This is a genomic window from Coleofasciculus sp. E2-BRE-01 (assembly GCF_040221695.1).
GTDB lineage: Bacteria > Cyanobacteriota > Cyanobacteriia > Cyanobacteriales > Coleofasciculaceae > Coleofasciculus.
The window spans coordinates 68,174-81,569 of the sequence record NZ_JAVKEA010000200.1; the positions used below are offsets into that span (position 1 = coordinate 68,174).

The 13,396-nt window shown below is 46.5% G+C and carries 16 protein-coding genes; 6 read left to right on the forward strand and 10 right to left on the reverse strand.

Features of this window, described 5'->3' with window-relative positions; genetic code table 11:
- The first annotated feature begins 26 nt into the window (after positions 1-26).
- Positions 27-227, forward strand: coding sequence for a hypothetical protein (locus RIG66_RS25540; RefSeq protein WP_446345940.1), 201 nt, complete (start codon positions 27-29; stop codon positions 225-227).
- Entirely contained in the window at positions 224-382 is a 159-nt protein-coding gene (locus RIG66_RS25545) for a hypothetical protein (protein ID WP_446381609.1), read from the forward strand. The genes RIG66_RS25540 and RIG66_RS25545 overlap by 4 nt, the downstream gene beginning before the upstream one ends.
- Here RIG66_RS25545 and cphA read toward each other — a convergent pair.
- From cphA to RIG66_RS25560, 3 genes are all read right to left on the reverse strand, one after another.
- The gene (gene cphA / locus RIG66_RS25550) at positions 343-3,024 is read right to left on the reverse strand and encodes a cyanophycin synthetase (RefSeq protein ID WP_446381611.1); all 2,682 of its coding nucleotides are present in this window, start codon (positions 3,022-3,024) and stop codon (positions 343-345) included. The genes RIG66_RS25545 and cphA overlap by 40 nt on opposite strands.
- A gap of 391 nt (positions 3,025-3,415) precedes the next feature.
- The gene (locus RIG66_RS25555; protein WP_446381613.1) at positions 3,416-4,270 is read right to left on the reverse strand and encodes a cyanophycinase; all 855 of its coding nucleotides are present in this window, start codon (positions 4,268-4,270) and stop codon (positions 3,416-3,418) included.
- Between the two features lie 101 nt (positions 4,271-4,371).
- Positions 4,372-4,560: a hypothetical protein gene (locus tag RIG66_RS25560; protein ID WP_446381615.1), complete on the reverse strand. Its 189-nt coding sequence runs from the start codon at positions 4,558-4,560 to the stop codon at positions 4,372-4,374.
- A gap of 75 nt (positions 4,561-4,635) precedes the next feature.
- Here RIG66_RS25560 and trmD point away from each other — a divergent pair, with 75 nt between their 5' ends.
- Positions 4,636-5,355 carry a tRNA (guanosine(37)-N1)-methyltransferase TrmD gene (gene trmD, locus RIG66_RS25565; protein ID WP_446381617.1) on the forward strand — a complete coding sequence of 240 codons (720 nt, stop codon included), beginning with the start codon at positions 4,636-4,638 and terminating at the stop codon, positions 5,353-5,355.
- A gap of 44 nt (positions 5,356-5,399) precedes the next feature.
- Entirely contained in the window at positions 5,400-6,548 is a 1,149-nt protein-coding gene (locus RIG66_RS25570) for a hypothetical protein (protein WP_446381619.1), read from the forward strand.
- Positions 6,549-6,574: 26 nt separating this feature from the next.
- Here RIG66_RS25570 and RIG66_RS25575 read toward each other — a convergent pair whose 3' ends face one another.
- From RIG66_RS25575 to RIG66_RS25595, 5 genes are all read right to left on the reverse strand, one after another.
- Positions 6,575-6,994 carry an ExbD/TolR family protein gene (locus tag RIG66_RS25575; protein WP_446381621.1) on the reverse strand — a complete coding sequence of 140 codons (420 nt, stop codon included), beginning with the start codon at positions 6,992-6,994 and terminating at the stop codon, positions 6,575-6,577.
- A gap of 252 nt (positions 6,995-7,246) precedes the next feature.
- Positions 7,247-7,669 carry an ExbD/TolR family protein gene (locus RIG66_RS25580; RefSeq protein WP_446381623.1) on the reverse strand — a complete coding sequence of 141 codons (423 nt, stop codon included), beginning with the start codon at positions 7,667-7,669 and terminating at the stop codon, positions 7,247-7,249.
- 84 nt (positions 7,670-7,753) lie between these two features.
- Entirely contained in the window at positions 7,754-8,467 is a 714-nt protein-coding gene (locus RIG66_RS25585; RefSeq protein WP_446381867.1) for a uracil-DNA glycosylase, read from the reverse strand.
- A 212-nt stretch (positions 8,468-8,679) separates the two neighbouring features.
- Entirely contained in the window at positions 8,680-9,069 is a 390-nt protein-coding gene (locus tag RIG66_RS25590) for a RidA family protein (protein WP_446381625.1), read from the reverse strand.
- Positions 9,070-9,080: 11 nt separating this feature from the next.
- The gene (locus tag RIG66_RS25595; protein WP_446381627.1) at positions 9,081-9,695 is read right to left on the reverse strand and encodes a class I SAM-dependent methyltransferase; all 615 of its coding nucleotides are present in this window, start codon (positions 9,693-9,695) and stop codon (positions 9,081-9,083) included.
- A 225-nt stretch (positions 9,696-9,920) separates the two neighbouring features.
- Here RIG66_RS25595 and RIG66_RS25600 point away from each other — a divergent pair, with 225 nt between their 5' ends.
- Complete coding sequence (locus tag RIG66_RS25600; protein WP_446381629.1) at positions 9,921-10,856, forward strand: DMT family transporter; 936 nt, start codon at positions 9,921-9,923, stop codon at positions 10,854-10,856.
- 39 nt (positions 10,857-10,895) lie between these two features.
- Here the strand turns inward: RIG66_RS25600 and RIG66_RS25605 are convergent, their stop codons facing one another.
- On the reverse strand, positions 10,896-11,636 hold the full coding sequence (locus tag RIG66_RS25605; protein WP_446381631.1) for a PEP-CTERM sorting domain-containing protein: 741 nt from the start codon (positions 11,634-11,636) through the stop codon (positions 10,896-10,898).
- 536 nt (positions 11,637-12,172) lie between these two features.
- Entirely contained in the window at positions 12,173-12,637 is a 465-nt protein-coding gene (locus tag RIG66_RS25610; protein ID WP_446381633.1) for an ABA4-like family protein, read from the reverse strand.
- A 126-nt stretch (positions 12,638-12,763) separates the two neighbouring features.
- Between RIG66_RS25610 and RIG66_RS25615 the strand changes: the two genes are divergently transcribed.
- Positions 12,764-13,366, forward strand: a complete 603-nt coding sequence (locus RIG66_RS25615; RefSeq protein WP_446381635.1) for a DUF1517 domain-containing protein — start codon at positions 12,764-12,766, stop codon at positions 13,364-13,366.
- Positions 13,367-13,396: the final 30 nt, after the last annotated feature.

Below are 13,396 nucleotides of genomic sequence, written 5' to 3' on the forward strand. Positions count from 1 at the left end.
AAAGCTGTTGAAACGATTAGGCTGTAATGAGTTCAGACCCAAATAACACATCGCCGGAACAGGAAAAGGCTCCAGAGCAAACTCCAACCGTTGACCCAAAGGATTTAGCCATGAAACCCGGTTATATTGCCGATCGCGATGCTGAGGAAACCGTAGACAATCCAGCCGTAACACCGCAAATGCCCAATGATCCCAGTGATGACCGAGGAGATTTAAGGCGGGATTGACAACGACGAAAAAATTTCAGCCGTTCATTCCTGTGCTGAGGCGATCGCAAAACTTGGGCAAGGGGAATCCGCGATCGCATCTACTTCTACCTTGCCCAACCAACTCAAATTCCCATCACCTAGGATTCGCCACCGATGGCTTTAAATCCGCTTGAGTCTCACCCACAGGCTGATAACCATTTTCTGGCAGAGGGCGTCGTTCCTCAATCAAGCTAATCGTCCCACTCACCTTTTCCGGGAAAATCACCACCAAACCCCCGGACGCCACGCCGTCTAACGCCGTATTAATTGCGTCGGTTTCATTGAGAATAATTTCATACTCCCGATCCGGATTCGTCTCCAGAATTCCCTTGCGAATCAACTCCGCCGCGTCACCACTGGGACGTCCCCGTAAATCCGCATCTTCTTTAATAATGATCCGGTCAAAAATTTCTGCGGACAGTCGTCCCAGATTAATGAAATCCTCATCCCGGCGATCGCCTGGTCCACCGACAACACCAACCCGTTCCCCAGACCAATTGCGAACAAAGCCACCCACGGCTTCATAACTGGCAGCATTATGGGCATAATCAACCAAGGCATGGTACTCACCTAGGTTAAATAAATTCATCCGTCCCGGTGTCTGCGCCACAGACGCCCGGAATGTGGTCAACGCATGACGAATTGCCTCAATCGGAACCCCTTGAGCAAAGGCGGCGAGACTCGCGGCTAAGGCATTCGCAATTTGAAACGGTGCCATTCCCCGCATGGTCACAGGTACATGTTCCGCCTTCTCAATCCGCAGCGTCCATTCGCCTCGGATTAAGGACAGGTAGCCATTTTCATACACCGCCGCCAAACCCCCCTGTCGGGTATGCGCTTTCACCACCTCGTTGTCGGGATTCATGGAGAAAAACGCCACATGCCCTTTGACCCGCTGTGCCATCGCCATGACTAGAGGATCTTCAGCATTGAGGACGGCATGACCTGCTGGACTCACGGATTCAGCCACCACACTCTTGAGATGCGCCATCTGGTCAAGGGTATCAATGTCACCAATGCCCAAATGATCCGCCGAGACATTTAAGACAACGCCCACATCACAGGTATCAAAGGCTAACCCCGATCGCAGAATTCCACCTCGTGCTGTTTCTAATACCGCCACCTCAACCGTGGGATCTTTGAGAATCACTTGAGCGCTTTGGGGTCCAGTCGTGTCTCCTTGTTCCACCAGATGATCGCCAATGTAGATCCCATCGGTGGTGGTATACCCAACCCCATGACCCGTTTGCTTATAGATATGGGCAAGCAAGCGAGTGGTGGTGGTTTTCCCATTCGTCCCTGTCACCGCCAGGATGGGAATTCGACTGGCTTGTCCCGGTGGAAACAGCATATCCATCACCGGGGCGGCGACATTGCGCGGTAAACCTTCCGAGGGACAGACATGCATCCGGAATCCTGGCGCAGCATTTACTTCCACTACCACACCATCAATGTCCCGTAGGGGTTGGCTAATATCGGGGGTAACAATATCAATGCCGGCAATATCTAGACCAATAATTTTCGCCACCCGTTCCGCTAACCAAACGTTTTCCGGGTGGATATCGTCCGTGCGATCTATCGCAATACCCCCCGTACTCAGATTAGCCGTTGCCCGTAAATAACAGACTTCATCCTCTTTGAGAACCGTATCCAAGCTATAACCCTGACGTTCTAAGATGCTCAGACTCGTATGATCAACGATAATTTTCGTCAGGACGTTATCATGACCCTCTCCTCGATTGGGATCGCGGTTCGTCCGTTCAATCAGTTCCTCAACCGTGGACTTACCATCCCCAATCACACGGGCGGGAATCCGCTGGGCGACGGCTTCAACTTTGCCATTAATCACCAAGACGCGGTGGTCAAAACCGGGATAATAGCGCTCGACAATCACCGCACGGGAAATATCTTTAGCGCGATCATAAGCTTTTTCGGCTTCGTCCCAGTTGCGAATGTCAATCGTAATCCCCCGCCCATGATTACCATCCAGGGGTTTAATCACAATCGGAAAACCGCCTACATACTCGATCGCGCTGTCTAATTCGTCCAGATAAAGCACCGTTGTGCCTCGGGGAACCGGAACCCCCGCATCAAGCAAAATCTGCTTCGTCCCTTCTTTATCACAGGCTAATTCCACCCCTAAAATTCCGGAGTAATCACTCAAGGTGGCTTGAATTCGCTTCTGATGCACCCCGTAGCCAAGCTGAATCATGGCTCTGGCACTTAGGGGAAGCCAGGGAATGCCTCGGGCGTCGGCTTCTTTGACCAAGGCTTCTGTACTCGGTCCTAACGCCGCATCGCGAGCGAGTTCGCTCAGGTCTTTTAAGTCTTGATCTAACTCCCGTTGCGGATAGGTTCCGGTATCGATAATACTTTGGCACAAGCGCACAGCCGCCCTAGCCGCATAGCGACCCGCCTGCTCGTCAATGTACTCGAAAACAACTTGATAAATTCCGGCTGTCCCAGTTTCCCGAGTCCGACCAAACCCAACGCGCATTCCCACCAGTTCCTGAAGTTCCAGCGCCACATGTTCGATAATATGCCCCATCATCGTGCCTTCTTTGACCCGACTTAAGAACCCACCCCGAACACCCGGAGAACAGAAATGCTCTTCTAGACTGGGTAGCGTCTCTACCAGTCCCTCGTAGAATCCCAGAAGTACATTGGAGGGTTTATCGATGAGTTCCTCCAAATCAAGACGCATGACAATGAGTTTGTGGCGTCGAATGCTCCAGTAATTGGGACCGCGTAACGTCTGGATTTTTAGAATTCTCATAGTTAGTGATGAAATCGGGGATGGTTCACAATGTCGGCTTTTGAAGCACAAACTAGCGATTGTGCAAAATCTATTTTAGGAATTTCTTTAACATTACGTGACATCCTCCTACCCTGGATCTCCAGATTAAAGCGTAGACTTCTCAAGTATCGCGACTTACAGTGTCTCAACATTTTTGCCAGTTCTCAGAAGTCCTCCAGGTAATCGGGGGAGTAGTCTACTCTTGCCCTGATTGGATTCACCTGTTTTGAGTGGATGGGACATCTTATCTAGTTTCCGACTGTTCAAAGCCATCAAACTGTTCACTATGAACATTTTGTGGAAACGATTGGCGATTTTTGACCTTCGTAGAGACGTAGCATATTACGTCTCTACATCCCTGCTCTTGCCGTCATACATTATTGATGGGCATTAATGCTCGTTTATAGACATGATAGCGATCGCCATGACACAAAATATGGACTCGGAGGTTATGTAGACTAATGGGATCGGTGCTGCCAATATCCACCTGATTGGTGTGAGACAGTTCTCCGGGATCAATAATCGTCACCGTACCTTTGCCCATCACCTGTAACCAACCATCTCGCTCAAAGATGATACAAGTATCTTCATCGATGCCGATCCCCAAGCGATCCGGGTGAGTGGCGATCGCACTAATTAAGCGGGCGATGCGATTCCGATTCAGAAAATGCTGATCGACGATCACTTCCGGAATAATCCCCAAACCTGTTGCCATATCCACTAAAGAGCGATTCGGGGATTCACCACTCCCGCCGCCAGCAATCATGTGATGACCCATCACCGCCGCACCTGCACTTGTTCCCGCTAAGGTAATCTCCCCTAAATGCACCCGTTGACAGACTTTTTCCATTAACGGGGTATCCGAGAGTAAACCACACAAACGCAGTTGATCCCCACCGGTCATGAATACACCCGTACAGGTTTCCACATACTCTTGTAAATAGGAATCCGATCCTTGAGCGCGATCGCGCACATCCAGGACTTTAATCTCCTTAGCCCCCATATCCTCAAAAATCCGCTGATAGCGATCGCCAATAATCGCGGGTTCTCGCGACGCCGATGGAATAATCGCAATTCGCGCCTCACCTGCACCCGACCGACGAAAAAAGGTTTGCAGGATCTCCCGTCCATGAACTTTATCTTCCGCACCACCAATAACAATGATGGCGGTTTTCGTCGATTGAGGCATTGTCGTCGCTTGGAATTGAGAGTCTAACTGCAGCATACTGTCGATGTCGAGTTCGGGCATAAGGTGAGTTCAATACTTTAGTGTCGCGCTAGGGCTAGAACTGTCACTTTATTACGATTTTGACTCTAGCTCAACTCCTAGTCTCGGCTGTCTTTGACAAGCTTCTCCCCAACTAAACACCATCGCGCTTGGCTTTGATTCAGATGCACTCTACATCCGCCTCGATACGGTGAATCGATGGAAATGGTCACTTGTTTAGCTGCCAAAGAAGGCTCACTCACGACACTGAACCATTCAGAGGAAATCGGCTGTTTCCCCATCATCATGGCAAATTATATCAATAATTACCTATACTATGAGTTACTATTGACCCTTTTTGTCTTAACAGCTACCCAATTCTTGTGCGCTTTGATGTTGTCACCCTGTTTCCGGATTTCTTTACCTCTCCCCTGGCGTCAGGACTGCTGGGTAAGGCATTGACCAAACAAATTGCCCAAGTGCACCTACTCAACCCTCGTGATTTTGCCACCGATAAACACCGAAGGGTTGACGATGAACCGTATGGGGGTGGGGTGGGGATGTTAATGAAACCCGAACCAATTTTTGCGGCGGTGGAGTCGTTGCCCACATTACCTCGACGAGAGGTGATTTTAATGACGCCCCAAGGACAACCGATGAACCAGCCTCTGTTGGTGGAGTTGGCGACGGGTTATGACCAGATTGTGATCATCTGTGGACATTATGAAGGTGTCGATGAACGAGTCTTACATTTAGTGACGCGAGAGGTATCGTTAGGGGATTTTGTCTTAACCTGCGGTGAAATTCCCGCACTCGCCCTAATTAATGGGGTGGTGAGATTACGTCCTGGAACCGTGGGGAAAGTGGAATCCCTTAAATCAGAGAGTTTTGAAGCCGGATTATTGGATTACCCGCAGTGGACACGCCCTGCTGAATTTCGCGGTTTGCACGTCCCAGATGTTTTATTATCGGGCAATCATCAGGCAATTGACCAGTGGCGCAAAGACCAACAGATTCAGAGAACCCGGGAACGTCGCCCTGATTTATACGACAAATGGGTTAAGCAGGCTGAAAATCCGCCGAGTTCCAATATGTCAAAATGAAACTCAATTGAGATTAAATCCTTGCTGCTTTTAACTAGGCTTGTATGAAATCGCCTGAGTTGCTGAAAAACTTACCGACTTCTGTACAGAAGGTGTGGCGACCTATGCTGCTGATTTCTGTGGTGTTGCACGGTATTGTGCTAATTTTACCCGTACCTTCTACCTGGGAAAAGTCGGAACCCGAAGAACAAGTGAAGGTGACACAGTTACCTTCTCTTTCTACATCACCTGAGTCTTCAGTAAATTCCGCTGAGGAACCCACAGGAGAAACGAGTCCAACGCCAAATCAACCGACTCCTTTCGTCTCAGCCTTTTCTAGTCAACCTACGATTAACTCATTTCCTGACCCTATCCAACCGACTCCTGATCTCAGTCCTACGGTTGAATTTACTCCAGAAATTTTGGAAAATCCTCAATCGTCACCCTCTCCATCACCCTCTAGTTCTAAGGATGAAACTCAGACGATTGAAGAAAAAAATACAAAAAATACTGATCAGACCATAGATTCTGGAATTGATACCAATGATGTCAATGTGGAAGATCCGCTGAAAAAATTCCTCACAAATTTTCCGTTTCCTGAAGAGGCTGCCATGGGTTCGTTAGGTGAACTTACTGGAGAGGCAGATACATCAGCTCGTCATATCCAGCAACCCTTAGGGCAGGTTATTAAATACTATAGCAAGGAACTACCTGAGCGCAATTATACTCTAGCTAATCCGAGTATAGATGAACCTGACTTCAAGGTTTATCAAGTGTCTCAAGATGATATTTCTCAATATCTGCACTTGATTTTAAAGGGGGAAAATACGATAATTTTCCTCTCAAAAACACAACTTGATCGGGCAGACTTACCTGAGTTAACAGCGGAAAAAGCAGAAGAACGAGAATTGCAAAATATTCTGGAACAGATTATAGTAGCTGGTGAGCATACAAAAGAGCTGAATACAGAAATTAAACAAGTATTGGCTGAGGGGGTTGAGGAAAAATATAATTATTTGGGAACTGTTTATGAAAGAGATAAGGAACAGTTAATTTCTCAGTTTGTCAGTCAACTTGAAGAGAAAGAGTTTACTGTTATTCCTTTAAATGATGATGATGGACTATATTACAGTGTTAAAAAGAATGATTTTCAGGGTATTATTCAACTTATACCAACACAGTCAGGACTAGCCATTATTAGCTTAGAGTTTTAGATTGTTTTTGGTTTGAGGAGTTGTTGTTAAGCGCCACTATCAATAGCTAAAGAAACGCGATCGCCTCCCACATCCCGCATTTGAGCCAATACCTGAATCACTTGCTCGTAGGGCAATTGACTATCGGCTTGCAAGAATACAGCCCCTTGAGGATTTTGGGATAAATAGATTTGTATTTGCTCAAACAATTGCTCTTGGCTGACCGATTGATTACCGATGATCAGTTGTCCTTGTGGCTTCAATTGTACGATTAAAGGAGTGGGCTTTTCCGGCGGCTGAGTTTGACTATTTTCAGTGTTAGGAAGTTGAACATTGACACCTTCTTGAGTAGTTAACAGCATGGAAGTCATTACAAAAAATGCTAGAACTCCCATGATCACATTGAGCATAGGGATTAATTGAATGGACGGTATTGATGATTGGGTTCGCTGGGTTCTAAAACGCATTGTTTAACGATTTAAATCTCCCCTCTTGCTCCCCTCTCCCAAGCTTGGGAGAGGGGCTGGGGGTGAGGGCTGGCATGGGAGAGGGGTTGAGCTTAAGTTGACACCAATGGTAGGCAGGTCGCCCCTACAGGTTGTTTAAGCTGCTTGGCATTTAAACCTTAATATTAGTAATAGCGAAATCCCTGTAGTGCGAGCATCTTGCTCGCTACCCATTCCCAATTTAAATGCATGACAGCTTATAGGTAAATTATTTTAACGACGTTCAATAGCAAGAGAGACGCGATCGCCCCCAATTATTGTCATTTCTTTTAACAGTTTTTGTACATCTTCATAAGGTAAGTCTCGGTCTGCCTTTAAAACAACTGTAGCATTTTGATTTTGCTCTAGGTATGACTGGATTGTTTCAGACACCTGGTTAACGGTAATCACTTGATTATCCACTAAAATTTCGCCTTGGCGATTTAAGCCAATAACCAGAGTGTTTCTAGTATTTGACTCACCACTAGCGGTTCCAGAACCCGGTAAACCAGGTAGCTTAATATCCCCTAAGCGCTGACCTGTATAGCTCATTGATGTGATAATAAAAAATGTTAGCACTGACATCATCACATCCATTAAAGGAATCAGATTAACTTCAGGGATTGATGAGTTATTTTGCGTGTTTCTAAAGTGCATAAAATTCTAGGCGAGACTCTCCCAAAACAAAAATGGAATAAAAATTAAACAAATCTATTTTGTATAACCGTTTACTGGGGTTACCTAAACGGCATTTTCGGATTGCAGTTCATCTAATTTGGCACGCACTGCCTGGATGTCTTGCCACATAAACCACTTTGGCTTACCCTGCTCTCGTGACGGATTTCGCAATAGGTAGGCAGGATGGAAGATTGGCATACACAGTCGCCCCTCCCATTCCATCCAAGTGCCACGAATCTTAGTAATGCCGCGCTTTTCAGCCGTTAACCCCTTAACCGCCGTTGCACCTGTGAGCAGAATAATTTTGGGATCAACTAAGCGAATTTGTTCTAATAAATACGGTTTACAAGCTGCAACTTCGTCAGGAGTCGGTACTCGATTACCAGGAGGGCGGCATTTATTCACGTTACAGATATAGACATCCCGTTCACTATCCAGTTTGACGGCGGCGAGAATCTTCTCCAGCAATTGTCCGGCTCTACCGACAAACGGTAAACCTTGCTCGTCTTCATTTTGTCCAGGGGCTTCCCCAATGATCATAATCGGAGCATGAACATCACCCCGCCCTACTACAGCATGGGTGCGAGTGGCGGCTAATTCACAGCGCTGACAATCATTACAATGATCCGCCAAAGACTCCATGGAGTCGTAAGTGCCAGGCGGAATCGGAACCTTGGCATCTGTCGGAATTAACTCCGGTTTGAAGTCATTAGGGGTAGAAGATGTCAGCCCTGACTGGTCAAAGAGACTGAGTTGTTCTGAGGACTCGTGGGACATAAATTTACGCTCGGACAATCCGACTGCTTGTTGAATTTTCTCATATCCTGTGCGGAATCCCTGATTTAATACCAAATCCGGGTTAACTACTCCCTTTATGAGTAGGGATAAGGCAACAGGCACTTAGGGGGTGACGAGATAGCTAAAAAGGAGACAGGGTATAGGGTTTGGGGTGGGCATTGCCCACCACCCTTAAGTCAGTACCATTCTTCCTAAGCTGGGCAAACCGCGTCCACCTCAACTTCCACCAGCATCTGCGGATCAACTAACGCCTGAATGCCAACCATCGTATTCGCAGGTGGATGTTCGGCAAAAAACTCATAATGCGCTTTAGCGTACTCAGCACTACGGCTAATATCAGTCACATAAAGGCGAGTTCGGACGACATCTTGACAATCCGCCCCTAAATCTTGCAAGGCTTGGCGAATTTTTTGCAAACAGTAGCGAGTTTGAGCATAAGCATCGCCAGGAGCAAACACTTCGCCATCGGGTGCAATGGGTGCCGTTCCTGACACATAAATATGATTGCCCACCCGGATAGCGCGGCAATACCCCGTTTTCGCTTCCCAACTCACTCCAGAAAAAGTGCGACGACGTTCCATGTTCAGTCTCCTCAACCAATGCGTTGAAAAATCGTTAGCATCACAGGTCCTAAAAGAAAATGATGTCCCAAGTATTCCATCCCGGCTACCCGACCAAATTGTTCGCGTTGCTCTCGACTATAGAAGCGAAGGTTATTAGAAAATAAAGGAATAGAAAGGGTCACTGTTTTTTGGTGTCCGATGTAGTCAACCAGATAAAAATGTCCCCCCTGTCGCAGAACTCGATTCACCTCGGAGAACACCTGTTGAGGTTGAGGGTAATGCAGAAAACTAATTGTATTAAACACCGCATCAAATTGACCCTCAGCAAAGGGTAAAGACTCAGCATTTCCCTGTTTGAAAATAAGTCGCGGTCGATGCTGATTGCGCTGTCGGGCTTGACGCAGCATTTGGGAGGATAAATCAAGTCCTGTACCCTGGAGAGTCGGGAACTGGGTGGCAAGGCGATGCAATAATCGACCCGTACCGCAACCGAGATCAAGCACATTCGGATTTTCCGGTAGTTCGACGTACTCCAACAACCGTTGGTGAACGGCTTGGTAGAAAATTGTGGTAAACAGCAGGTCGTAGTTTGGTGCCCACCGATCAAAGAGCTTTTGCTTATGCCGATAAACGTCGCTTGTCACTTGAGTTCAGATAGATTACTCACACTCATTCAACGGTATAACACAAGTTTAGGAATGGGTAGCGAGCAAGATGCTCGCACTACAAGGATTTCGCCATTATTGATATTAAGGTTTAAATGCCGAACAGCTTATTGCTGCCCTGACGCCTTCTGCCTTTTGCCGTAGATGCCAAAAAAGCGTCACTCTTGCTCTAAACTCCAAGTATGGAATCGGGAGCATCAAATTGTGAAAACGTCCAAGCAACCGTTACCGTGGCAGGTGGGACTGGTGTTAGTCGCTGGTGTCTTGGCAGTTTCCAGTGCCGCCATTTTTATTCGTTTAGCGAATACGGCGGCTGACTTGAGTGGCGTTGGATTTAGCCTGTTTCTGTCGGCTTCTCGACTAACTCTGGCATCTTTATTAATAGTACCCGCTTGGCGAAACCTAGGATCTAATCAGCTTAGTCCCGGTGCCTTCCATTATGCTGTGGGGGCTGGGATTTGTCTTGCCCTGCATTTTGCCGCCTGGATTACGTCTCTATCCTTCACGTCAATTGCCGCTTCTACGACTCTAGTCACCACCAATCCCATCTGGGTAGCTTTGCTATCTTGGCTATGGTTTAAGGAAAAACCTTCTCGGTTAACCCTACTGGGAATTGGTATTGCCTTTATCGGCGGTGTCCTCATTGCATTAGGGGATCAAGAAACGGTTAACGTGAGTTCTAATCCCGCCTTGGGCAATAGTCTTGCCTTAATTGGTGCTGTAATCGTTAGTTTATATTTATTGTTAGGTCGAGAAGCACAGCGGCGTGGTTTGGGAATTGGTAGTTATATAGCCATCGCCTATAGCACTGGCGCACTGGTTTTATTGCCCCTACCCTTAATCTTTGGTGTTGGCTACCTTGGCTATCCGCGTGCCGTTTATCTTTATGTTTTGCTAATGGCAGTATTGCCTCAATTAGTTGGGCATACTAGCTTTAACTGGGCAGTGCGCTGGGTGTCTCCCACCTTGGTTACCCTAGCGATTTTATGGGAACCCGTTGTCTCTAGTTTTTTGGGGTATCTCGTTTTTCAGGAACTCCCCGGACGCTTTGTGCTAGTGGGTGCAGCCGTTCTATTAGGAGGCGTTGCGATCGCGGTTTTTGGCGCTAGGACAACTTATGTTGAAGATGGGGGAACTTAAGGACAAGAAAACCAGTACGTTACTTGATTGGTCTATGCCTTAATTCTTGGACTGGGCTTTTTGGCGCTTTCTGGAAGACTCTTTTTTAAACAAGGCGCCAAATCCTAGGGCTAAACCTGAACCCAGGATAGTCAGCGGTTCGGGGACGGTAGCGACAAGAGAATCTGCCGCAAAATCAACCTCTTGGGGTCCTCCAACCGTCAAGGATACTGATTCTGCCCTACTGAAATCTGTAGCCGCAAAATTGTTAAACGCATTGAAATTGAAGATAGCACTCCCTTCACTCAGTCCTGTCTTCGTCAGGCTTGCCATATCACCTTCACTGTCTATCACGTCTAATGCTAGCTTTGCCGTCAAATCGACACTGTCAATATCTAAACGGAAGAACTGATTCATACCTCCCCCAGTTAGATCAGCATTCAGAGGACTAGTGTCGGTTCCATCCCATGTAAACACCGTCGTACTTTCAATTCCAGCATCGTTACTAATGGTTGCAAAACCATCTACTATGCTTACAATCGCACCCAGCTCCGGGTCGTCAAACTCATTCTCATCTATTGTTAATTTGATCTTGCGCTCTCCACCAATTATGTTGTTGTCTCCATTCATCATAGTGTTCATCGCCATAGTATCAGGACTACCCAGGACTTCGACACTTTGATCAAACGTGTTAAAATCATCAATCGTCACTTGGGCGGCTTGAGCTTGACCCACACCAAACACGAATGCCCCAAGTGCAAAACTAGGAATAAGGTATCTATTCATTTTTTGCTGCTTCATGAGATTTTGAAAAATTATCAACTCATACCGCTGCACGGAATTCAATTTTTAAAATGCTTGTCTTACCGATATTTCATTTATTTTGATATAGTTCCGCCGCGTTGTACTAATTCGATTTAATCTAAATCTTCGGCATAAGTGATCCAACTTTAGTGGCATATAGACGAAAAATATACAATAAGTTACAAACCTATTCGTTCAAGAATAAAGAAAAAATACGACCTTAGGAGGTTGAAGCCAGGTAAGAATTGGGATATGAATGGAAGAATTAGACGATTTTCAAGAAAGCACGTCACCTATCATTCGCTTCATTGCTCCGTTTCCCTCATCTCTTCATCACCTCATTAATTGCATGATGCAATGAAAATGGGATTATGTCTCTCTGATAGGGATTATGTCTCTCTGAAGTAGTCCGACAAAAGTAAACGGTGCGCTGCGGCAACTTTTGCAAAAATCAGCGATCGCTGAAAGCGCACCGATTGGGCATGTTCATGAAACTTAATACAGTTAACCTTATTGATGTACGACTACTTAATCTATGAACTAGGCGTTGAGGCAGTCGTCGATTCTGTTTCCGAACCCGTCGATAATTTTTGGGTAATCCAAACTGTCAAAATATGAGACAACAATCCAATGGGTCCAGCAAATAAACAGAGAACCAGAGAATGAATAGTCCACAACCCAGTCCGTTGCCCTTCCCAGTAAATCCACCGCCCCACAAACAAATCCAAGACTAAAAAGTGAGTCCATCCGGCGGCGGCGATGATTTCGTCTCCAAAGAAGCGGGCAATATCAGCAAGCTGGGGATTGGATAAGGCTTGGGCAGATTCGGGTGTAAGGCTGTTGGCAAAGAAGTAGATGTACAACCCCACTAATGGGACAAACGGCAGATAGGATTCCATAACTTTTCGGGTAATCCCCCAGTTAGGAAGCAGAATCATCAGTAACCAGAAGGGTAAAACGAAGAGATTCGCGATAGTAAAGAGTAGACTCGGTGTCATAGTGTTAAAACAAAAGAGGCTTAATAAATAATACGTTATAAAATGGAACAGTGGGCAGTTTATGTTACTATCTTAATCGATAAATGTTACATGTAATTTCCTGTGAAGTCGGTAGAGGAGCAGTCTATGAGTTCTTGGCGCGATCGCTTCAATAAACTGAGTGGCAAAACCCGACTGGTTGTCTGTCGGTTGTTTGTTCATTTAAATGGTACAGAAGTCGCACCGTTATTGGGAGTGCTGAATCGGGCGGCGCGAGATGCGGTTGAATCCGACGGAGACTTAGGCGTTCTCGGTGAAGGACTGGTGGATATTTGCCAGAACCTCTTACAGTACAATACCTATTGGCAATCGGCGGCGAATGAAGGGGATGTGTTTTGGGATGAAGGGGAGGCGGGAGATTTTGTGAGTGAGTTATTTACTGACTCTGCCCAACGGTATTTGAGTGAGCCTGATTTCAATGGGTGTTCATCGGAGAATGAAGCGCTATCTTTGCCCGTCACTCGTAATTTAATTGTGATGATTACTGTTGCGCTTGAGGGAGAAGTGCCGGAACTGGAAACCAATTTGGCAGATATAGAGGCACTAGAAGAGGGTCTCAAAGCGTTAATTAATCTCCATTACCAGGGACGCTTGCGAGCGATCCAAGTTCACTTTTCTCCGGCTCAATTTGGCGATAAATTGACCGATGAACAACTGTTGGTGAATTTTCCAGAACTGATTCCTCTGTAAGGCTGAAATCGGTTCTCTGTTTCTTTTAAG